Below are 20490 nucleotides of genomic sequence, written 5' to 3' on the forward strand. Positions count from 1 at the left end.
TTTTCCAAGAATCTCCGTCGAATTGGTTCGCAGCCTGCGGGAGCCGGCCGGCAACGGATGCCCCCGAGCGCGCCTTGACGGGGCTCGGACCGCGCAGCAGAGTGGGGGGATGAAATCACCGGGCACCCTCCTCACCCCTCTCGACACCGAGTCCGTGCTCGCCGGCGGAGCCTTCGTCCACCTCGACGGCGCCCTGCACGGCTCGTTCACGACCCGGGACTTCGCCTCGGCTGTGCGCCTGGTCGACCAGGTTGCCGAGGCGGCGGATGCGATGAATCACCACCCCGACGTGCGGCTCGGCTACGGCCAAGTCGGCTTCCGCCTTTCGTCCCACGACGCCGGCGGCGTGACCGACCGCGACCTGCGGCTTGCGCTGCGCATCCAGGAACTCGCGGATGCGCAGGGCGCCGACCGTGCGCCGGTGCGGCCGGCCCGCTACGACGTGGCGATCGACTGCACCGACGCCGAAGCGATCCGGCCGTTCTGGCGGGTGGGTCTCGGCTACGTGGAGGTCGACAGCGAGGGCGAGATCGAACTCGTCGATCCACACGGCCAGGGCCCGCGGGTCTGGTTCCAGACGATGGATATCGCGCGCACCGAGCGCAACCGCATCCACCTCGACGTGTATCTGCCCACGATCGACGCCGAGTCCCGGGTGCAGGACGTCATCGCCGCCGGCGGCGATCTCCTCACCGACGAGCACGCCCCCGACTGGTGGGTCCTGGCCGACCCTGAGGGCAACGAGCTCTGCGTCTGCACCACTGTCTCCTGAGCTGGCGACTGAGCCGTCTTCTGAGCCCGCGAATATATTCGTCTGATGGCTCGTCGACGGGTCGTGGACTGAGCCGCTAAGCCCCGGCTACCGCCGAGATCGACACTTCCGGTCGAGGTCGACAGACACACCGGTTGATCTTGACCAGAACGGTCGACGTCGACGGATGCCCGGCTCACGCCGGCGCGAGCCCCCCGCCCGCGAGGCTTAGGCGGGCGCGAGCCCCCCGGCCCCGAGCGCCGCGAGCGCCATCTCCTCGAGCAGCGGCCGCACCTTGCCGCTCGGCGACGCCGGCAGCGTGTGCGGGGTCGAGTTCAGTAGTCCGAACGTCGCCTGGGCACGGATGCGCAGCAGCTGCGCATCAACCTCGGGGTGCACTTGCCCGAGCACGCTCACCCACAGCTCCACGTAGGTGCGCTGCAGGGCGCGCACCTGGTGCCGGTCCGGGGCGGCGAGGCTGTCCAGGTCCCGGTCCTGCACGCGGATGACGTTCGGATGCGAGAGGGCGAAGTCCGTGTGGAAGCGCACCAGCGCGTGGAGTGCGCCCGCGGCATCCGGAGTGCCCGCGACCACGGCCTGCCCGCCCGCCACCAACGTCTCGCTGACCTCCACCAGCAGCGCGGCCAGCACGGCCGGCTTGCCGCTGAAGTGCCGGTACACGGCCGGTCCGCTCACGCCGACGGCCGCGCCGAGGTCCTCGATCGAGACCCCGTTGTAGCCCGACCGGGCGAACAGCGTGGCGGCGGCCCCGAGCAGTGCCTGCCGCCGGTCGGCCTTGGCCTGGCTCCGAGCCGTCGGCGAGGACGGGAGGACTCCCATTCGGTGCTCCGTTCACGCGGAAACTCTGGACAACTCAGTTATGAACCGCTAACCTGACTTTCGGTTAGTGCACGCTAACTGTACCGGCTGAACACTCAAGCGGGAAAGCGGGAAGTCGTCGATGGAGACACTCGCGAGTCTGATCGACTCGACCAGTCCGGCCTTCGACGCGAACGCCACCGCCCACCGCGAGCTCGTCGCCGACCTGCGCCGCCGCCTCGCCGTCGTCGCCCTCGGCGGTCCCGAGGCCTCCCGCCAGCGCCACCTCGCCCGTGGCAAACTGCTGCCGCGCGAACGCATCGACCGGCTGCTGGATGCCGGCAGCCCCTTCCTCGAGATCGCGCCCCTGGCCGCCACCGGACTCTACGGCGACGACAGCCCCGGTGCCGGCCTGATCGCCGGGATCGGGCTGATCCACGGCCGCCACGTGCTCGTCATCTCCAACGACGCCACCGTCAAGGGCGGAACCTACTACCCGATGACGGTCAAGAAGCACCTCCGGGCGCAGGAGATCGCATTCGAGAACCGGCTCCCGTGCGTCTACCTGGTCGATTCGGGCGGGGCCTTTCTGCCGCTGCAGGACGAGGTCTTCCCCGACCGTGACCACTTCGGCCGCATCTTCTACAACCAGGCGCGGATGTCGGCGGCCAAGATCCCGCAGATCGCCGCCGTGCTGGGATCCTGCACCGCGGGCGGCGCCTACGTGCCGGCGATGAGCGACGAAACCGTGATCGTGCGGAACCAGGGAACAATTTTCCTCGGCGGCCCGCCGCTGGTGAAGGCCGCGATCGGCGAAATCGTCACGGCCGAGGAGCTCGGCGGCGGTGACCTGCATGCCCGCACCTCCGGGGTGACCGACCACCTCGCCGAGGACGACGAGCACGCACTCCAGATCGTGCGCGACATCGTGCGTTACCTGCCCGCGCCTCCGCCGCCGGCCTGGCCGCGGCTGCCGGCCGTCGACCCCGTTGCCGACCCGGCCGAGCTCTACGGCGCGGTGCCGACCGACCCGCAGGGCCGCTACGACGTGCACGAGGTGATCATGCGTCTGGTTGACGGTAGCGAGTTCCATGAGTTCAAGAAGGAGTACGGTACGACCCTGGTCACCGGCTTCGCGCATCTGCATGGCCATCCGGTCGGCATCATCGCCAACAACGGTGTGCTGTTCTCCGAATCCGCCCTCAAGGGGGCACACTTCATCGAGCTGTGCGATCAGCGCGGCATCCCGCTGCTGTTCCTGCAGAACATCTCCGGTTTCATGGTCGGCCGCGACTATGAGGCCGGCGGCATCGCCAAGAACGGCGCGAAAATGGTCACCGCCGTCGCCACCGCGCGCGTGCCCAAGCTCACGGTCGTGATCGGCGGGTCGTTCGGCGCCGGCAACTATTCCATGTGCGGCCGTGCCTACTCGCCCCGCTTCCTCTGGATGTGGCCGAACAGCCGCATCTCCGTGATGGGCGGTCCGCAGGCCGCATCCGTTCTCGTCACCGTCAAACGCGAGCAGCGGGAGAAGGCCGGCCTGCCCTGGTCGACGGATGCCGCGGAGGAGGTCACCGCGCCCGTCACCGCCCAATACGAGCGGCAGGGCAGCCCCTACTATTCGACCGCCCGGCTCTGGGACGACGGGGTGATCGACCCGGCCGACACCCGCACCGTGCTGGGCCTGGCCCTCGACGTCGTTTCCGGGCCACCCCTGCCTGAGACCGCTTTCGGCCTCTTCCGGATGTGAGGCGCACCATGACACCGAACGCACCGACACCGAACGCACCGACACCGAACGCACTGACACCGCGCTTGACACTCTTCGAGACCGTGCTGGTCGCCAACCGCGGCGAGATCGCCTGCCGCATCATCCGCACCCTGCGCACGATGGGCATCCGTTCGGTGGCCGTCTACAGCGACGCCGACCGTGATGCGCTGCACGTGAGCCTCGCGGACGCCGCGGTGCGCCTCGGCCCGGCCGCGCCCCAGGCGAGCTACCTGAACATCGACGCGATCCTGGCGGCCGCGGCGGCCACCGACGCCGACGCCGTGCATCCCGGCTACGGATTCCTCAGTGAGAACGAGGCCTTCGCCCGCGCCTGCGCCTCCGCCGGCCTCGTCTTCGTCGGACCGGGTCTGAACGCCCTTGCCGTGATGGGCGACAAGATCCGCGGCAAGAACCATGTCGCCGATAGCGGTGTGCCCGTCATTCCCGGGTTCTCCCGGCCCGGCCAGACCGACGACCAGCTCATCGCCGCCGCCGTGGAGGTGGGCTACCCGCTCCTGATCAAACCGTCCGCGGGCGGCGGCGGCAAGGGGATGCTGCGGGTCGACGCCGCGGGCGAGCTCGCCGCGGCGCTCGTCACGGCGCGGCGCGTGGCGCAGGGCGCGTTCGGCGACGACACGCTGCTGCTCGAGCGCTTCATCGATCAGCCCCGGCACATCGAGGTGCAGGTGCTCGCCGACGCTTCGGGCGCCGTGATCCATCTCGGTGAGCGCGAGTGCTCCCTGCAGCGCCGCCACCAGAAGGTGATCGAGGAGGCTCCGTCGCCGCTGCTCGACCCGGCCACGCGTGCACGCATCGGCGAGGCAGCCTGCCAGGCCGCCCGGAGCGTCGGCTACACCGGCGCCGGCACGGTGGAGTTCCTGGTCTCCGATGCGGCCCCGGACCAGTTCTTCTTCATGGAGATGAACACCCGGCTGCAGGTGGAGCACCCGGTGACCGAGCTGGTCACCGGCCTCGATCTGGTCGAGTGGCAGCTGCGCATCGCCGCGGGGGAACCGCTGCCGCTGACCCAGGCGGAGGTGGTGCTCACCGGGCACGCGATCGAGGCGCGCCTCTACGCCGAGAACCCGGCGCGCGGTTTTCTTCCCAGCCAGGGCACCGTGCGCAGCCTGTCCGAACCGGTCGGCGAGGGCATCCGGGTCGACAGCTCGCTGCGTCCGGGCCTGCCGATCTCGGGGGTCTACGACCCGATGCTCGCCAAGGTGATCGCCTGGGGTGCTGACCGCGCCGAGGCCCTCGCCCGCCTCGACCGGGCACTCGCCGACACCGTGGTGCTCGGGGTGCACACCAACGTGGAGTTTCTCCGGTTGCTGCTGCACAACCCCGACGTGCGTGTCGGTCGCCTCGATACCGGCCTGATCGAGCGCAGCCTGCCCGGTCTCGGACTCCGGGGGATGCCCGGGCAACCGCTGCCCGACCACCTGCCGGCCGCCGCGGCCCTGTTCCTGCACGCGCGCGCCACCGCCACCGCCCGCACTGCCGCCGCGGGCACCGGCACGACGAGCGCCGCCGCCGGCCTGTGGGCACAGCCGAGCGGCTGGCGGCTCGGTCCGGCCCGGCCGGTGCACTACAGTCTGCGGGTCAGCGCCACCGAAACCGTCGACGTTGCCGTGCTGACCGGCCCGGACGGCCTGACCGTGGCCGTCGACGAACGGATGCCCGTTCCCGGCCGACTCGCGCCCGTCACCGGCCACGCCNAAACCGTCGACGTTGCCGTGCTGACCGGCCCGGACGGCCTGACCGTGGCCGTCGACGAACGGATGCCCGTTCCCGGCCGACTCGCGCCCGTCACCGGCCACGCCGATACCTTCGCCTGTGAACTGGGCGGCCGCCTTGAGGTGCTGCAGCTCGTGTCCGACGGCCCGCGCCTCTGGCTCGGCCAGAGCGGTTTTGGCACCGAGCTGGTGCACCGCTCCCGGGCCGAGCAGCTCGTCGACCGCCTCACCGGCCTCGACCGGGCCGGGGGAGAGGCCGGGGCGGCCCGGCCGGAGGTGCGCTCGCCGATGCCCGGGACCGTGGTTGCCGTGCACCTCGCCACGGGCGACCTGATCGTCGCCGGCCAGCGCATCCTCACCGTGGAGGCCATGAAAATGGAGCACCATCTGCTGGCCGAAACGGATGGCCGGCTCACCATCGGCGTGCGCCCGGGTGACCTCGTGCGCCTCGACCAGATCGTCGCCACAGTCGCCGCCACCGCCGTGACCACCGGGACGGAAGCCACACCACCAGCCACGCCAGTCAAGGGAGACCCAACGTGAAACAGGAACTGACCGAGCAGCAGCAGCAGCTCAGCGACACCGTGCGCGACTTCGCCGACATGGTCGTAGCGCCGGCCGCCTACGAGTACGACACCAAGCGCAGCCTGCCCTATGACATCATCGCCCAGATGGGGGAGTTGGGCCTGTTCGGCCTGCCATTCCCGAAGGAGTACGGCGGCCAGGGCCAGGACTACTTCGCGCTCTGCCTCGCGGTCGAGCAGCTTGCCCGGGTCGACCAGTCCATCGCCGTCACCCTCGAGGCCGGCGTGGGGCTCGGCATCATGCCCGTCTACCGGCGCGGAACCGAGGCGCAGAAGCAGGAGTGGGTGCCGCTGCTGACCAGCGGGCGTGCGCTCGCCGCGTTCGGGTTGACCGAGGCGGATGCCGGCTCCGACGCCGCCGGCACGAAGACCACGGCCGAGCTTTCCGGCAGTGAATGGGTGATCAACGGCACGAAGCAGTTCATCACCAACTCCGGTTCCGAGATCACCCGGCTGGTCACCGTGACAGCTGTCACCGGCGAGTCCGAGCGCCCCGACGGCTCGGTGAAGAAGGAGCTCACGGCCATCCTCGTGCCCACCCCGACCCCGGGGTTCACGGCGCTGCCGGCTTATGACAAGGTGGGCTGGCACACCTCCGACACGCATCCGCTGCTCTTCGAGAACGTGCGCGTGCCCGAGGCCAACCTGCTCGGCGAACGCGGCCGCGGCTTCGCCAACTTCGTGCAGACCCTCGACGAGGGGCGCATCGCCTTCGCCGCGCTGTGCACGGGTGCGGCGCAGGGCTGCCTCGAGGAGTCCATCCGTTACGCCAACACCCGCAATGTGTTCGGCCGGTCGATCGGCTCCAACCAGCACATCGCGTTCAAGATCGCACGGATGCAGGCTCGCGTGTACACGGCCCGCCTCGCCTACTACGACGCGGCCATGAAAATGGTGCATGGACACCCCTTCAAAATGGAGGCCTCGATTGCCAAAATGGTGGGAAGCGAAGCCGCCATGGACAACGCCCGCGACGCGACCCAGATCTTTGGCGGCTACGGGTTCCTGAACGAGAACCCGGTGGCGAGGCACTACCGCGACTCGAAGGTGCTCGAGCTCGGTGAAGGCACTACCGAGGTTCAGCTGATGGTCATCTCGCGGGCGCTTGGGTTCACCGGTTAGGCGGGAGGAAAATGAGCGACGAACGACGCACGATCGAGCAGCGCGGGCTGTATTACGAGGAATTCGACCTCGAGGCCCGCTACCGGCACAGCCCCGGTCGCACGGTGACCGAGGCCGACAACGTGCTCTTCAGCACGCTGACCATGAACTCGCAGGCACTGCACCTCGACGCGGCGTGGGCGGCCACCCAGCCGTTCGGGCAGCGCCTGGTCAACTCGATGTTCACGTTGGCGACGCTGGTGGGCAGTTCGGTCGCGCAGCTGACGCAGGGCACGATCGTGGCGAACCTCGGCTTCGGGGAGGTGACGTTCCCGCATCCGCTCTTCCACGGCGACACCCTCTACTCCGACACGATCGTCACCGCCCGCCGGCTGTCGGCGTCCCGGCCGGGCCAGGGGCTGGTCACGCTTCGGCACACCGGTCGTAACCAGGAGGGCGACGTGGTGGCCACGGCCGAGCGCACGGTGCTGGTCTGGTGCCGGGCGGCCGTTCAATGAGCTTCGACCTTGGACCCGCGCTGCTGTTCTGCCCGGCCGACCGCCCCGACCGGTATCGCAAGGCGGCGGAGCGGGCGGATGCCGTGATCCTCGACCTGGAGGATGCGCTCCTGCCCGGCAACCGGGCACGCGCTCGCGGCCTGCTGGTCAGCCATCCGCTCGACCCCGAACGCACTGTCGTGCGCGTCAACCCGGCCGACACGCCCGACTTCCAGCTTGACCTCGCCGCCCTCGACGACACCCTGTACCGCTACGTGATGCTGCCGAAGACCGTGAGCGCCGCCCACCTCGCCGCTCTCGCCCGGTTCGAGGTGATCGCACTCTGCGAGACCGCCGCGGGGGTGCTCGCCGCCCCCTCGATTGCGGCCGAGCCCAATGTGGTGGCGCTGATGTGGGGTGCCGACGACCTGGTGGCCTCGCTCGGCGGCAGCTCGAGCCGGTTCCCCGACGGCAGCTACCGCGCCATCGCCCGCCATGCTCGGTCCGCTGTGCTCCTGGCGGCCGGGGCCAACGACAAGGCGGCCGTGGACGGCGTGTTCCTGGCCATCCCCGACCTCGAGGGTCTGCAGGCCGAGGTGGTGGATGCGGTCGCGAGCGGATTTCGCGCCACCGCCTGCATCCACCCCAGCCAGGTGCCCGTCATCCGGGCCGCCTACCGGCCCACGCCTGCCGAGGTCACGGCGGCGTGGCAAATCCTGGAGGCGGCCGCGGGAGAGGGGGGCGTGTTCGCCTACCAGGGGCGCATGATCGACGCACCCCTGCTGCGCCACGCCGAGGCGGTGCTGCGGCGGGCGGCGACCGTCCCGCCGGAACCGGGATTTCCGACGGGATCGGCTCCGGCCGACTCGGTGGACCACTAGCTGCCTCTGTTCGGCGTCGAATTCGTTCACGGCGCAGCGCGGGGCGACCGCTGATTGCCCGAACCGCGTAAGCCCTGCGGCATATCCGTGGCGCCTTGTGGCTTAGTCAGGAGATACGTCTGGCCACGCCGGGCATCCACGCCGGTTCCGCACTGGTCCGGGGCGGCAGGTTCACGAGGGCGACGGATGTCCTGAGTTGACCACACGCGCGGGCTTGGCCGGGGCCCATCCACCCCGGGGGAGCCAGGGGCGTCAACCGGCTCGGTGGGCTCTTAGGCGGCGTTGGCCGCGAGGGTCTTCTCGATCGCCTGCACGATCTCGTCGGACTCCGGCTCGACCGTCGACGCGAAGCGGTTGACGATCTCACCCTCGGGACTCACCAAGAACTTCTCGAAGTTCCACTTGATCAGACCGGGCAGCAGGCCCGACTTGAACTTGGTCAGCTGAGCGTAGAGCGGGTGCTGGTGCCTGCCGCGCACGTCGACCTTCACGCTCAGCGGGAAGGTGACGCCGTAGTTCTTCTGGCAGAACAACTCGATGTCCGCCTCGGCCCCTGGCTCCTGTCCCATGAACTGGTTGCAGGGAAGGCCGAGCACGACGAGTCCCTCGTGCTGGTACTTCTGGTAGAGCGCTTCGAGACCGGCGTACTGCGGAGTGAACCCACATTTCGAGGCGACGTTCACGACCAGGACGGCCTTGCCGCCGAACTGGCCGAAGGTCGTTTCCGTGCCGTCGATGAGGGTGAGTGGGGTCGAATACAGCTCTGAGGCAGACATGCGGCTGACGCTACCGGTGCTGCCTTCGAGAAGGCTGGGCAGGGGAGCGGTGAAGGGGCTGACCCGGCTGCGATAGAATGAGGCGTCATGAGCATCATCCGTGCCCTCTCGACTGCCGTGTCGATGACTTCACGGACCTGACGCCACCGCCTTCGGACTCAGCCTCGACTCCGACCCGATCGGACATTAGCGTCCGCCCCGGGCGCGGCCGCCCGAATCCAGACTTTGCACGATCTGTTCACCAGAACATCCGTTCACCAGGACCCGACCACGGTCCACTACGCGAGACACGCCCGCGACGCGCGCGTTTTCACACTGAGAAATGAGTTTTTTTGACCAAGCACCCGCTCGACCTGTCCACGCCGCCGCAGCTGCCCAGGCGCGGCCTCCGCGTCACCCCGCTCGGCGGTCTCGGCGAGATCGGCCGCAACATGACGGTCTTCGAACACAAGGGCAAGCTCCTGATCGTGGACTGCGGCGTTCTCTTCCCCGAAGAGACCCAGCCCGGCATCAACGTGATCCTGCCCGACTTCTCGTCGCTGCGCGACCGCCTCCAGGACATCGAGGCCATCGTGCTCACCCACGGCCACGAAGACCACATCGGCGGCGTGCCGTACCTGCTGCGCGAGCGCAAGGACATCCCCGTCATCGGATCACAGCTGACCCTGGCCTTCGTCACAGCGAAGCTCGAAGAGCACCGCATCACGCCGCGCCTGATCGAGGTCAAGGAGGGTCAGCGCCGCAAGGCCGGCCCGTTCGACCTCGAGTTCCTCGCCGTGAACCACTCGATCCCCGACGGACTCGCCGTCGCGATCCGCACTGAGGCCGGCCTCGTGCTCGTCACCGGCGACTTCAAGATGGACCAGTTCCCCCTCGACAACCGCCTTACCGACCTCCCCGGCTTCGCCCGGCTCGGAGAAGAGGGCGTCGACCTGTTTCTGACCGACTCGACCAACGCCGAGGTTCCCGGGTTCACGGTGACCGAGGAAGACATCCGCCCGGCCATCGACGCCGTCTTCCGCACCGCTCCTCGCCGGATCATCGTCTCCAGCTTCGCCAGTCACGTGCACCGCATCCAGCAGGTCATCGACGCCGCCGCCCGCCACAACCGCAAGGTGGCCTTCGTCGGCCGCTCGATGGTGCGCAACATGGGCATCGCCGAGAAACTGGGCTTCCTGCAGGTGCCCAAGGGCCTCCTGGTTGACGTCAAGGCCTTCGACCGGATGAAGGACGACAAGGTCGTCCTGATCTGCACCGGTTCGCAGGGTGAGCCCATGGCCGCGCTGGCCCGCATGGCCAACCGCGAGCACACCATCAAGATCGGCGAGGGCGACACCGTTCTGCTGGCCAGTTCGCTGATCCCCGGAAACGAGAACTCGATTTACCGGGTCATCAACGGCCTCACCCGCTGGGGTGCCAACGTCGTGCACAAGGGCAATGCCAAGGTGCACGTCTCCGGCCATGCGTCGGCCGGCGAACTCGTCTATGTCTACAACATCGTCAAACCCAAGAACGTCATCCCGTACCACGGCGAATGGCGCCACCTCAAGTCCAATGCCGATCTGGCCATCCGCACGGGCGTCCCCGAGGACCAGGTCCTCGTCGTGGAAGACGGCGTGGTCGTCGACCTCGTCGACGGTGTCGCGAAAGTCACCGGCCGCGTGGCTGCCGAGCTCGTCTTCGTGCACGGTATGACGGTCGGCGGCGGCGGCTCCGAGGAGGCTCTCGCCGACCGCGTGCAGCTCTCCAACGACGGCGCGGTCACGATCCTCGGCATCCTCGACACCCGAACCGGGCTTCTCACCGAGCCGGTCGAGTTCATAGCCCGCGGCTTCGTGCAGGACAACGAGTGGATCCAGGGCGCGACCAAGTCCATCGATGACGCCCTGCGCGCCGCGAACAAGGTCAAGATCGTCAACGGCGCAGAGCTCGAAGACATCTTCACGCAGAGTCTGACCCGCTGGATGCAGCGCAAGTACCGCCGCATCCCGGTCATCACCTCGGTCGTCGTCGACGCCTGATTGTAGCCGCCGGGCCGCCGGGCCGTTCGGCCCGGTGGCCCTCCCGCTTCCTTCGCAACCAGAAACGACTCGGCGCTCATGACCCCTGAAATGTCCGGTAGGAAAAACGCCCGTCGGTCCCGACGGCGTTCGCGTGTGCTGATCGCGCTCAGTGTCATCGTGGCCCTGCTGGCGACGACGGCGATCGTGGCCGTGGTCAATCTGCCCGACGACCTGTCAATCGGCCGGTTGTCGCAGAAGAGCAACATCTACGCCACCGCGAGTGACGGTTCGCCCTATCTGCTCGCCTCCTTCTATGACCAGAACCGGGTCGAAGTGAGTTCGGATGCGATCAGCCAGTACGTGAAGGATGCGGCGACCTCCGGCGAGGACCCGGGATTCTACGAGCACGGCGGCGTGAACATCTGGGGCAGCCTCACCGGCGCCGTCACCACGCTGTTCACCGGCGACGTCCGCGGCGGATCCTCGATCACCCAGCAGTACGTGAAAAATGTGCTCGTGCAGCAGTGCGAGGCCCTTTCCGACGACGCCGAGCGCATGATTTGCTACGACGCGGCCACGGAGACCAGCCCGTGGCGCAAACTCAAGGAAATGAGCCTCGCCGTCGGTCTGGAGAAGAAGTCCTCCAAGGACGACATCCTGCGGCAGTATCTGAACATCACCGGCTTCGGTGGATCCGTCTACGGCATCGAGGCGGCCGCCAACTACTATTTCAACACGACCGCGGCCGCGCTGACGCTGCCGCAGGCCGCGAGCCTCGTCGCGATCGTGAACAACCCGGTCAAGTTCCAGCTCGACGAACCCGACAGCACGACCAACGGCGCCGCCAACGGGTACGCGGCCAACAAAGAACGCCGTGACTACATCCTCGACGAGATGCAGGAGAACGAGAAGATCAGCACGGCGGACCACGACGCCGCGATCAGCGCTCCGATCGAACCGACCATCACCGAACCGAGCACGGGGTGCCGCACCGCGGGCGGAAGCGCCTACTTCTGCGACCTGGTGCTCCAGACCCTCCGGAACGATCCGGCCTTCGGGGCGGATGCCGATGCCCGCCTGGCCAACTTCCGGCTCGGCGGCTACAACGTGTACACGACCCTCGACCCCGTCCTGCAGAGCGCGGCAGAGAGCACCATGGCCGAGAACGTGCCCAAGACCTTCGAGGACTGGGATGTCGGCGGCGTGATCACGAGCGTGGGCGTCGGTACAGGGCGGGTGCTGGCCATGACCCAGAACAAGGACTATAGCCAGGACCCGGCCGACACCGGAGCGAACTTCACCGGCATCAACTACAACACCGATCTCGACCAGGGCGGCTCCAACGGATTCCAGACCGGGTCGACCTACAAGGTTTTCACCCTCGCCGAATGGCTCACTCAGGGTAATTCGCTCGCCGACTCGGTCAGCGCCTGGGAACGCGACGAGTGGGGAACCTTCGAGGACAGTTGCAACGGTCCCCAGGACTACGGCGAGAGCTTTGCGCCCGGCAACGACTCCTCCTCGGATGACGATTCCTCCTATTCCGCCCTGGAATCGACCATCGACTCGATCAATACCGGCTTCATCGGAATGGCCAAGGAACTCGACCTTTGCGGCATCCGCAAGACGGCCGAAGCCTTCGGCGTGCACCGCGCCGATGGTGGCGCGCTGGAACAGGGCGCGTCCGCGGTGCTGGGCACCAACGAGATCGCGCCGCTGACGATGGCCGCCGCCTACGCGGGGATCGCCAACAATGGCGTCACCTGCACGCCGATCGTGATCGACCGGATCACCGGCCCCGACGGAGCCGAACTTCCCGCCCCGCAGTCGAATTGCACGCAGTCCGTCACCCCCGAGGTTGCCGCGGCCATGAGCTACGCGATGGAGCGCGTGATGACCAGAGGCTCGGGTAGCCCGTCGTACTACGACACCGACCCGCAGGTGCCGATGATCGGCAAGACCGGCACCACCGATGAGAACAGGGACACCTGGATGGCCGGTGCGAGCACGAAGGTCGCCACCATCGTGGGCGTCATGAACGTGTCCGGGGTCGGCGAAGACCAGCGGGAGACATATTTCGAGAGCGGGCAGGCGGCCACGGCCCGGCACCGGATGTGGCCCGAGATGATGGGCGTCGCCAACGAAAAGTACGGCGGAGACGAGTTCACGGAGCCGCCGCGCGACCTGACCCGCTGACCCCATGCCCGACGGCATCCGCCTGACCGCTGCCCTCGTGCTGGCCGCTGCCCTCGCGGCGTCAAACCAATTCGACGGAGATTCTGGCCTAAATCCGGTTTTCCGGCCGGTTTGGGCCGGTTTTCGGCAGAATCTCCGTCGAATTCGTTCGGGCTGCTGGCCTGCGAATCAGGACCGACTCGCCTAGTACGCGGCGGGAACCTCGTTGCTGCCCGTGGCGAGGTCTTCCAGCATCAGCTCGGGGTGGTCGCGCACGGTGTTGCGCAGCCGCCACGGAGTGCTGAACAGGGCGAGCAGCGTGCCGTCGGAGCGCATCAGCACCTCGACCTGGCGGTCGTGGCCGAGGATCTCGGCGCTCGCGCGGTCGGTGCGCCGGGCCAGCTGGTAGGGCAGAGCCTCGGTGCGAATGGCGGCGCCGAAGTCGTGGGTCATCCGTTCCTCCACAACCTCGAACTGCATCGGCCCGACCGCGCCGAGCACCGGCGCCTGGTCGCCGCGCAGCTCCGACCGCAGCACCTGAATGACACCCTCGTGGTCAAGCTGGTCTATGCCGCGACGGAACTGCTTGTGCTTGCTGGAGTCCGCCGACCGCACCACCCGGAAGTGCTCGGGCGCGAACATCGGCAGCGGCGGGTATTCCACCGGTTCGATCTCGAAGATCGAGTCGCCCACCCGTAGGGCGGAGGCATTGACCAGGCCGACGATGTCGCCGGGCCAGGCCTCGTCGGCCACCTCCCGCTCGCGCCCGAACAGGTGCTGCGCGTACTTGGTGGCGAACGGCCGCCCGCTGGCCGCGTGGGTCACGATCATCCCGCGCCGGAACTGACCCGAACAGACCCGCACGAACGCGACGTGGTCGCGGTGCGAGGCGTTCATCCCGGACTGCACCTTGAACACGAAACCGGAGAAGGCGCTGTCCACGGGGCGGTGGCCACCGGATGCGTCCTCCCGGGCTTCCGCGGCCGGCGCGAAGTCCACGAGGGTGTCCAGAATGTGCTGCACGCCGAAGTTGAGCACGGCCGCGGCGAACAGCACCGGGGTGGTCTCGTTCGCGAGGAAGCGGGCCTCATCGTGGTCCTGGCTCTCCTCGGCGAGCAGCTCGGACTCCTCGGTGGCGGTGACCCAGGCTGCGCCCTCCTCGGCGGCCGCGACGGCCACACTCAAGCGCTCGGGTTCGGCGGCTTTCGTTCCGCCGGCGGTGCGGTGAAAGCGGATGAATTCGTGCGAGGACCGGTCGATCACGCCGCGGAAGTCACCGGCGATCCCGACGGGCCAGGTCAGGGGAGTGGGTAGGAGTCCCGTGCGCTCCCGGATCTCGTCCATCAGGTCCAGCGCCTCGGCACCGGGACGGTCCCACTTGTTGATGACCGTGATCACCGGTAGGCCGCGCTGCTTGCACACCTCGAAGAGCTTCATGGTCTGCACCTCGAGACCCTTGCTGGCGTCGACGAGCATGACTGCGGCGTCGACGGCGGAGAGCACGCGGAAGGTGTCCTCGGAGAAGTCGGCGTGCCCGGGGGTGTCCACCAGATTGATCACGGTGTCGCGGTACTCGAACTGGATCGCCGCGCTGGTCACGGAGATGCCGCGGGCCTGCTCCATCGCCATCCAGTCGGAGACGGTGCCGCGTCGGCCGGCCTTGCCGTGTGTGGCGCCGGCCGTGGTGATGGCCCGCGCGTGCAGCAGCAGGGCCTCGGTGAGCGTCGACTTCCCCGCGTCGGGGTGCGAAATCACGGCGAACGTGCGTCGCCTGCGCGCTTCTTTCATTACCTCGGGCGTGGACACGCCGGCGAGCTGCGTCATGGATCCTTCTTTCGCGGATGATTCGGGCAGGCGGGGGGCGTTGCCTGGGCGGCCGCTACTCAGGAATCGGTTCCCCCAATTCTAACTTCACACTCTGGGAACTGGTTCTCCGCTTCCGGCGGCGGGGTTCAGGCCCAATGCGCGCACGGTTTGGTAACGGTCCAGGCGTGTCCTTCGCAACGTTCGGCCCCGGGGATAACCTCGGCTCAACCGAAGGGAGACGACGGATGCCGCGTCCGGGCATGCATGGTTCCCGCCGTACGACCACCAGCCTGCCCGCTCATCCGACCGGACAGGGCCCGGCTCCGATCTCGACGTCCATCCCGACCGCCCCGCAGGCGGTTTTTCTGCCCCCGCCCCCGCTCGCGATCCCGGATCTGTACGTCCCGCAGGCCGCCCCCGCGACCGGGGCGTCACCCCTGGCGCTCCGCCGCACGATTGCCGACACCGACCTCACCGTGCACCCGCTGGCACTCGGCACGAGCGTGTTCGGGTGGACGGCAGACGGCGCCACGAGCCACCGCATCCTCGACCGCCACCGCGACCTGGCCGGCAACTTCCTCGACACGGCCGACAGCTACACCTCCGGCCGCAGCGAGGTGATCATCGGGTCCTGGCTGCGCTCGCGCCGAACGCGCGACAGCACCGTCATCGCCACCAAGATCGGCAAGAACCTCGACAACCCCGGGCTCTCCTCCCGCAGCATCATCGGCGCCGTGCACGCCTCCCTCGACCGGCTGGGGACGGATTACATCGACCTGCTGCACTTCCACTTCGACGACCCGACAGTGCCGCTGGAAGAGAGCCTCGGCGCCGTCGATGTGCTCATGCGCCGCGGCCAGGTGCGCTACCTCGCCGCCTCCAACTTCTCCGCCGAACGCCTGATGGAGGCCCGGGTTCTCGCGGCGAACGGCCTGCCCCGCTTCGTTGCCCTGCAAACGCAGTACAGCCTCCTGCACCGCACCGCATTCGAATCCTCTCTCGCCCTCGTCACCCGCGCCCAGGGAATGGCGGTGCTCCCCTATTTCGCGCTCGCCCACGGATTTCTGGCCGGCCGGTACCGGTCGAAGGCCGATCTGGAGAAGACCACTCGCAGCTCCCGCGGCGCCCAATACCGCAACCGCAGCGGATTCCGCGTGCTCGCGGTGCTGGACCGCATCGCCGAGGAGCACGAGGCGCCGCCAGCGGCGATCGCGATCGCGTGGCTGCTCGCACGGGGGCCGGTCGTGGCGCCGGTGGCCAGTGCCAGCCAGCCCGAACAGGTCGACGCCCTCGTGACGGCGGCCGGCATCCGTCTGACCCGCAGCGACATGGTGGACCTCGACCGGATCTCGGCCTGACGCACCGGTGCCGGCCGAACACCGGTGCCGGCACCCGGGCCGCGTCGGCGCCGTGACGTAAGGTGGTCTAGTCATGAACGGTGCCGTCGAATTCTCTCTGGATCTGCCCGAACTCTCGTTCCGCGCGGCAGGTGATTCCCTGGTGCGCCGCAGCGTGCTGCCGAGCGGTGTGCGCATCGTGTCGGAACACGTTCCCGGCAGCCGCAGCCTGACCATCGGCTACTGGGTCGCGGTCGGCTCCCGCGACGAGGAGCCCGGCCACTTCGGGTCTACCCACTTTCTGGAACACCTTCTGTTCAAGGGCACCGCCAAGCGCACCGCCCTCGACATCGCGATCGCCTTCGACTCGGTCGGCGGTGAGCACAACGCGATGACGGCCAAGGAATACACCTGCTACTACGCCAAGGTGCAAGACCAAGACTTGCCGATGGCGGTCGAGGTGCTCACCGACATGCTCACGTCGTCGCTGCTCGACCCGGTTGAGTTTGAGAACGAGCGGGGCGTCATCCTCGAAGAGCTGGCCATGGCCGACGACGACCCGGCCGACGTCGCCAATGAGCGCTTTTTCGAGGCGGTCATGGGAGATCACGCGCTCGGGCGCCCGATCGGCGGCAGTCCCGACACGATCCGTGCGGCCACCCATGCCGCCGTTCTAGAGCATTACCGGGCGAACTACCGCCCACAAGACTTGGTCGTCACCGTGGCCGGCGCGGTCGACCACGACGTGCTGGTCGCAGCAGTCACCCGGTCCCTCGCCCTCGCCGGCTGGGACCTCAGTGTTTTCGCGCCCCCGGTCGGCCGCCGGTCCGGAGCCCCCGCCGCCCTCAGTCAGGGTGATCCGGTCACCATCGTGCGCCGCCCGCTCGAACAGGCGAACATCCTGATGGGCTTCCCCGGCCTCCTGGCCACCGACGAGCGGCGCGTCACCATGAGCGTGCTCACCTCGATCTTCGGCGGGGGCATGTCCTCGCGCCTGTTCCAGGAGATCCGCGAGAAGCGCGGTCTGGCCTACTCGGTCTACTCCTTCGCGCCCGGCTACTCGGATGCGGGACTGTTCGGCATGTACGCGGGCTGCACCCCGGCGAAGTCCGGCCAGGTGGCCGAGCTGATGCTGGGCGAGCTGCACCGACTCGCCGACAACGGCGTCACGGCCGACGAGATGAAGCGGGCCGCGGGTCAGTTGTCCGGCGCATCCGCTCTCGCCCTTGAAGACTCCGATACCCGGATGTCCCGGCTGGGCCGCGCCGAAATCACCCTCGGCGAGTTCATCGACCTCGACGAGGCCCTCCGCCGGCTCGCGCGCGTCACGGCCGACGACGTTCAGAACCTCGCCGCCGAACTGGCCGCCGGCTCGCTCTCCATCTCCGCGGTCGGCGCGCTCGACGACGACGTCTTCGCCGCGATCCTGCCGACCTTTGTGCCCTCCTGAGCAGAACTGTCGAGCCCAGAAACTCGGTACCCAAAAACTCGGAGCCCAAAAACTCAGTGCCCAGATACTGAATGCCCAGAACCACCGAGACCCAAAGCCGGGGCCACACGCTGATGTGCGGCTCCTGACTGAGAGAGATCCCCTTGCACCATTACATTTACCTCGTTCGTCACGGTGAACAGCAGGATGCCGAGCACGGCATGCCCGACGGGCCTCTGTCCGCGCGCGGCACCCGGCAGGCTCAGCTGATCGCCGAGCGTCTCGGCGGCGTGCCGTTCACGGACGCCTGGCACTCCCCGCTGCAGCGCGCCGCCGACACGGCGAAAATCATCGCGCAGCGACTGCCGGCCCTGACCTCGGTGCCCAGCCCGCTGCTCTTCGACTGCATCCCCTCCGGCAGGGCGCCGGAGACGCCGTCGGCCTATGCGCCGTTCTTCGGTAGGGTCACTGAGGCCGACATCGAGGCCGGCAGCGCGCAGATGGGCGACGCCGTGGCCGAGTTCCTCCAGCCGCGCCGCGGCGAACGCCACGACCTGCTGATCACCCACAACTTCGTCATCGCTTGGTTCGTGCGGGAGGTACTGGGCGCCCCGGACTGGCGGTGGATCAGCATCAACCAGGCGAACTGCGGCCTCACCGTGCTGCACCAAAAACCGGGCCGCCCCTGGACGCTGCTGACCCACAACGACACCGGGCACCTCCCCGTGGAGCTGCGCACCGGTCTGCCGGACCCGCTCCTGTTCTAGGTGGATAGGCGGGTTCCGGGCGGCCGGCTCTCGGCTGGCCCGGCTCCGTCCGTCTTCCGGGTGAGGCTCTTGCGATACCAGGTCGTGGCATTCGGGTTGTCGTTATACGGCGCGCAGGACTCGTAGCCCGACCGCGCGTAGAGTGCTCCGGCCGCGGTCAGGCTCGCGTTGGTGTCGAGCACGACGTCGTCGGCGCCGAACTCCCGGGCGCGTCGTTCGAGCTCGGTCAGCAGCGACTGCCCCCATCCGCGCCCGCGCACCTGCGGCTGCAGCCAGAGATGCTTGATCTCGAACCGCACATTTCCGGTCGGGGAGTCCTCGAGACGACGGATGCCGCCACACCCCACAAACGCTCGTTCGGCCGGTCCCATTTGCTCGCAGACCAACAGGAACACCCCGGACGGCGGCAGGAACTGGACCGGATCGGGGAACGTGGTGCGGTACCGGCCCTGCGCGGCCGGGAAGCCCGACTCCCGATCGCTGAAGTACTGGGTGAGCAGCACGATGGAGCCGGCATCCGTCACCGACACAGCGGTGAAGGCAAGGGCGGGGGAGTCAGGCATGGCCCAAGGCTAACTCGATGCCCCGCGATTGATAGATTGGACCCATGAAAACACGGGTGGCCATCGTCGGCGTATCGGGAACGATGGGCCGCTTGGTCTCGGGTCTCGTCGAGCAGTCCGAGGAGTACGTCCTCGTCGCCGGCCTGAACTCGAAGAGCGACCTGTCCGAGATGATCGGCGCGGAGATCGTGATCGACCTGACCCTGCCCGGGGTCAGTCAAAGCGTGGTCGACTTCGCGGTGGACCACGGCCTGCGCGTGCTCGTGGGCACCTCGGGCTGGTCGCAGTACCGCATCGATGCCCTCTCCGCCCGCCTCGCAGGGCAGAATGAGATCGGCGTCGTCATCATCCCCAACTTCTCGATGGCGTCGGTCATCGCGACCGGCCTGTCGGTGCTCGTCGCCCGTTTCTTCGACTCGATCGAGATCGTCGAGGCCCACCGGGCCGGCAAGGTGGACTCTCCATCGGGCACGGCCGTGCGCACCGCCGAACTGATCGGGCGGGCCAGGGCCGAAATCGGGCCGGTGTCGGCGCCGCACACCGACCAGCGCGCTCGTGGCCAGCAGGTGTCGAGCATTCCCGTGCACAGCCTGCGCCTCGACGGCATGCTCGCCCGCCAGGACGTGTTCTTCGGCGGTGCGGGGGAGACCCTCACGATCAGCCACAACACCCTGTCGGCCGCATCCTACGAACGTGGCATCCTGCTGGCCCTGGCGGCCACCCGCACGGCCGTCGGCGTCACCGTCGGGCTCGACCAGATCATCGATCTCGGACTGGGTGCGCCGACGACGGCCACAACTGCCCACCCGGGTGAGGCCGCCGTATGAAGGGCCGCCTTGCCGCCGGCCTGATGGCCCTGCTGCTGGTCTTCTACCTGGTTCTCGTCGGCTGGCGAGCGGTGTTATTCCTGCAGAGCGGCGAAATCATCGGCATCGTGATCGGGGTGGCGCTTCTCGTGCTCCCGTTGGTCGGAGTCTGGGCGCTGGTCGCCGAACTCCGGTTCGGGCGCAACTCCGAGCGGCTCGTGCGCCGGCTGGAGGCCGAGGGCGGGCTCCCCGTCGAAGAACTGCCGATCCGGCCGAGCGGACGCCCCATGCGGGACGAGGCCGACGCCGAATTCCCGATCTACCGGGCGGCCGTCGATGCCGCCCCCGACGACTGGCGCGCCTGGTTCAGGCTCGGCCTGGCCTACAACTCATCGGGGGACCGCCGTCGCGCCCGCGGCGCCATCCGTACCGCGATCTCCCTCGAGCGCGCCTAGCCTCCACCGGTGCGTGAGCCCGCCGAAATCCGGTGACCCGGCCCTCGAACCAGCTCACCGGCATCCATCACCGCGCGCTAAATGCAAAGTTTTTCGCGACACGCCGCCGGAGCAGCCGAAAAATGCGGCGTGTCCCGATTTTCTCCGAGTTTACGTCGCGACGGATGCCCTCGGCCCGCTGCGACCGCGCCCGCATCCCCGACCGCGCCCGAACCCCGGGCAGGGTGGCGCCTTGG

17 protein-coding genes are annotated in these 20490 nt (G+C 68.5%); 13 read left to right on the forward strand and 4 right to left on the reverse strand.

The window, feature by feature from the left end:
• Positions 1 to 109 precede the first annotated feature (109 nt).
• Positions 110 to 772 (forward strand): VOC family protein, encoded by a 663-nt coding sequence (locus CXY79_RS10745; RefSeq protein ID WP_104101125.1) that lies wholly within the window; start codon positions 110 to 112, stop codon positions 770 to 772.
• Positions 773 to 979: 207 nt separating this feature from the next.
• Here CXY79_RS10745 and CXY79_RS10750 read toward each other — a convergent pair whose 3' ends face one another.
• Positions 980 to 1591: a TetR/AcrR family transcriptional regulator gene (locus CXY79_RS10750; protein ID WP_104101126.1), complete on the reverse strand. Its 612-nt coding sequence runs from the start codon at positions 1589 to 1591 to the stop codon at positions 980 to 982.
• Positions 1592 to 1712: 121 nt separating this feature from the next.
• Here CXY79_RS10750 and CXY79_RS10755 point away from each other — a divergent pair, with 121 nt between their 5' ends.
• The 5 genes from CXY79_RS10755 to CXY79_RS10775 all read left to right on the forward strand — a co-directional run bounded on the left by CXY79_RS10755 (position 1713) and on the right by CXY79_RS10775 (position 8137).
• Complete coding sequence (locus tag CXY79_RS10755) at positions 1713 to 3320, forward strand: carboxyl transferase domain-containing protein (RefSeq protein ID WP_104101127.1); 1608 nt, start codon at positions 1713 to 1715, stop codon at positions 3318 to 3320.
• Positions 3321 to 3328: 8 nt separating this feature from the next.
• The gene (locus tag CXY79_RS10760) at positions 3329 to 5617 is read left to right on the forward strand and encodes a biotin carboxylase N-terminal domain-containing protein (protein ID WP_104101131.1); all 2289 of its coding nucleotides are present in this window, start codon (positions 3329 to 3331) and stop codon (positions 5615 to 5617) included.
• On the forward strand, positions 5614 to 6780 hold the full coding sequence (locus tag CXY79_RS10765; RefSeq protein ID WP_104101134.1) for an acyl-CoA dehydrogenase family protein: 1167 nt from the start codon (positions 5614 to 5616) through the stop codon (positions 6778 to 6780). Before CXY79_RS10760 ends, CXY79_RS10765 begins: the two co-directional genes overlap by 4 nt.
• Before the next feature lie 11 nt (positions 6781 to 6791).
• The gene (locus CXY79_RS10770) at positions 6792 to 7277 is read left to right on the forward strand and encodes a MaoC family dehydratase (RefSeq protein WP_104101137.1); all 486 of its coding nucleotides are present in this window, start codon (positions 6792 to 6794) and stop codon (positions 7275 to 7277) included.
• Positions 7274 to 8137, forward strand: a complete 864-nt coding sequence (locus CXY79_RS10775; RefSeq protein ID WP_104101138.1) for a CoA ester lyase — start codon at positions 7274 to 7276, stop codon at positions 8135 to 8137. Before CXY79_RS10770 ends, CXY79_RS10775 begins: the two co-directional genes overlap by 4 nt.
• 272 nt (positions 8138 to 8409) lie before the next feature.
• Here CXY79_RS10775 and CXY79_RS10780 read toward each other — a convergent pair whose 3' ends face one another.
• Positions 8410 to 8913, reverse strand: a complete 504-nt coding sequence (locus CXY79_RS10780) for a glutathione peroxidase (RefSeq protein WP_104101141.1) — start codon at positions 8911 to 8913, stop codon at positions 8410 to 8412.
• Between the two features lie 332 nt (positions 8914 to 9245).
• Between CXY79_RS10780 and CXY79_RS10785 the strand changes: the two genes are divergently transcribed.
• A complete protein-coding gene (locus tag CXY79_RS10785; protein ID WP_233191417.1) occupies positions 9246 to 10934 on the forward strand; it encodes a ribonuclease J in 1689 nt (562 codons plus the stop codon).
• Positions 10935 to 11069: 135 nt separating this feature from the next.
• The gene (locus CXY79_RS10790) at positions 11070 to 13112 is read left to right on the forward strand and encodes a transglycosylase domain-containing protein (RefSeq protein WP_158250272.1); all 2043 of its coding nucleotides are present in this window, start codon (positions 11070 to 11072) and stop codon (positions 13110 to 13112) included.
• 183 nt (positions 13113 to 13295) lie between these two features.
• Here the strand turns inward: CXY79_RS10790 and CXY79_RS10795 are convergent, their stop codons facing one another.
• Positions 13296 to 14915, reverse strand: coding sequence for a peptide chain release factor 3 (locus tag CXY79_RS10795; protein ID WP_104101145.1), 1620 nt, complete (start codon positions 14913 to 14915; stop codon positions 13296 to 13298).
• 242 nt (positions 14916 to 15157) lie between these two features.
• Here CXY79_RS10795 and CXY79_RS10800 point away from each other — a divergent pair, with 242 nt between their 5' ends.
• From CXY79_RS10800 to CXY79_RS10810, 3 genes are all read left to right on the forward strand, one after another.
• Positions 15158 to 16255 carry an aldo/keto reductase gene (locus tag CXY79_RS10800; protein WP_104101299.1) on the forward strand — a complete coding sequence of 366 codons (1098 nt, stop codon included), beginning with the start codon at positions 15158 to 15160 and terminating at the stop codon, positions 16253 to 16255.
• A gap of 73 nt (positions 16256 to 16328) precedes the next feature.
• Positions 16329 to 17684, forward strand: a complete 1356-nt coding sequence (locus CXY79_RS10805; RefSeq protein ID WP_104101147.1) for a pitrilysin family protein — start codon at positions 16329 to 16331, stop codon at positions 17682 to 17684.
• Between the two features lie 143 nt (positions 17685 to 17827).
• The gene (locus CXY79_RS10810; protein ID WP_104101149.1) at positions 17828 to 18430 is read left to right on the forward strand and encodes a histidine phosphatase family protein; all 603 of its coding nucleotides are present in this window, start codon (positions 17828 to 17830) and stop codon (positions 18428 to 18430) included.
• Here CXY79_RS10810 and CXY79_RS10815 read toward each other — a convergent pair.
• Entirely contained in the window at positions 18427 to 18993 is a 567-nt protein-coding gene (locus CXY79_RS10815; protein ID WP_104101151.1) for a GNAT family N-acetyltransferase, read from the reverse strand. The genes CXY79_RS10810 and CXY79_RS10815 overlap by 4 nt on opposite strands.
• Positions 18994 to 19037: 44 nt before the next feature.
• Here CXY79_RS10815 and dapB point away from each other — a divergent pair, with 44 nt between their 5' ends.
• Positions 19038 to 19820, forward strand: a complete 783-nt coding sequence (gene dapB / locus CXY79_RS10820) for a 4-hydroxy-tetrahydrodipicolinate reductase (protein ID WP_104101153.1) — start codon at positions 19038 to 19040, stop codon at positions 19818 to 19820.
• Positions 19817 to 20254 carry a tetratricopeptide repeat protein gene (locus tag CXY79_RS10825; protein ID WP_104101156.1) on the forward strand — a complete coding sequence of 146 codons (438 nt, stop codon included), beginning with the start codon at positions 19817 to 19819 and terminating at the stop codon, positions 20252 to 20254. The genes dapB and CXY79_RS10825 overlap by 4 nt, the downstream gene beginning before the upstream one ends.
• The last annotated feature ends 236 nt before the right edge of the window (positions 20255 to 20490 follow it).

Origin of the sequence: Cryobacterium sp. M96, assembly GCF_002929845.1 — a bacterium.
In the GTDB taxonomy this organism is placed as follows: Bacteria; Actinomycetota; Actinomycetes; order Actinomycetales; family Microbacteriaceae; genus Cryobacterium; species Cryobacterium sandaracinum.